General features: G+C 61.0%; 1 protein-coding gene. It reads right to left on the bottom strand.

What is annotated here, in order from left to right; translation table 11 throughout:
* Nucleotides 1-566, bottom strand: a 566-nt coding sequence (locus EYY67_RS24370; protein ID WP_207391118.1) for a phage tail sheath subtilisin-like domain-containing protein, incomplete at both ends; no start/stop codon positions are given.

Raw genomic sequence — 566 nt, 5'->3', positions numbered from 1 at the left:
GTCATTGGCCTGTCCATCGCCCACAGGTGCGCTTCTGCCATGGTGTCCGCCAGCACCTGCGCGGTGCGGGTGTAGTTCTCAAACAGGAACAGCGGATCCTCAGAACAGGTGCGCTGACCCCAAAACTTAAAGCCGTCTTTGCGGATAAGGGTGGTGACGCACGCCTGGTTCAGCAGGTCGGCATCGGTGCCGGTGGTTTGCAAATCCCAGTACACGCTGGCAGACAGGCCGGTGACGCCGTTGATGCCGACGTTTGAAAGGGTTTTATGCCAGCCGGTATCCGCGTCGATTTTGGCACGCAGGCCGAGGGCGTAAGCCGTGGCGGGGGCGATGTCGCTGGCGTTCGTGGTGGTGTTCCATGTCACGAAATCCGGCCAGACAACCATCAGCTCACGCTGGCTGAAATTGTCGCGGTACTTGATGGCATCGGACACGGTTTTACAGTCGTACGCGCTGACGTAGCCAAAGGCGCGGAGCTGCTGACAGACGGCGGCTAGCGCCGTGGCGACATCCAGATTATCCAGACCCGGCACGCCGAGAATGCGCGGCTTCACGCCGAGTTCGGT

Origin of the sequence: Rahnella victoriana (assembly GCF_004330295.1) — a bacterium.
Taxonomy (GTDB): Bacteria; Pseudomonadota; Gammaproteobacteria; order Enterobacterales; family Enterobacteriaceae; genus Rahnella; species Rahnella victoriana.
This window is presented reverse-complemented; position numbering and strand designations above follow the sequence as displayed.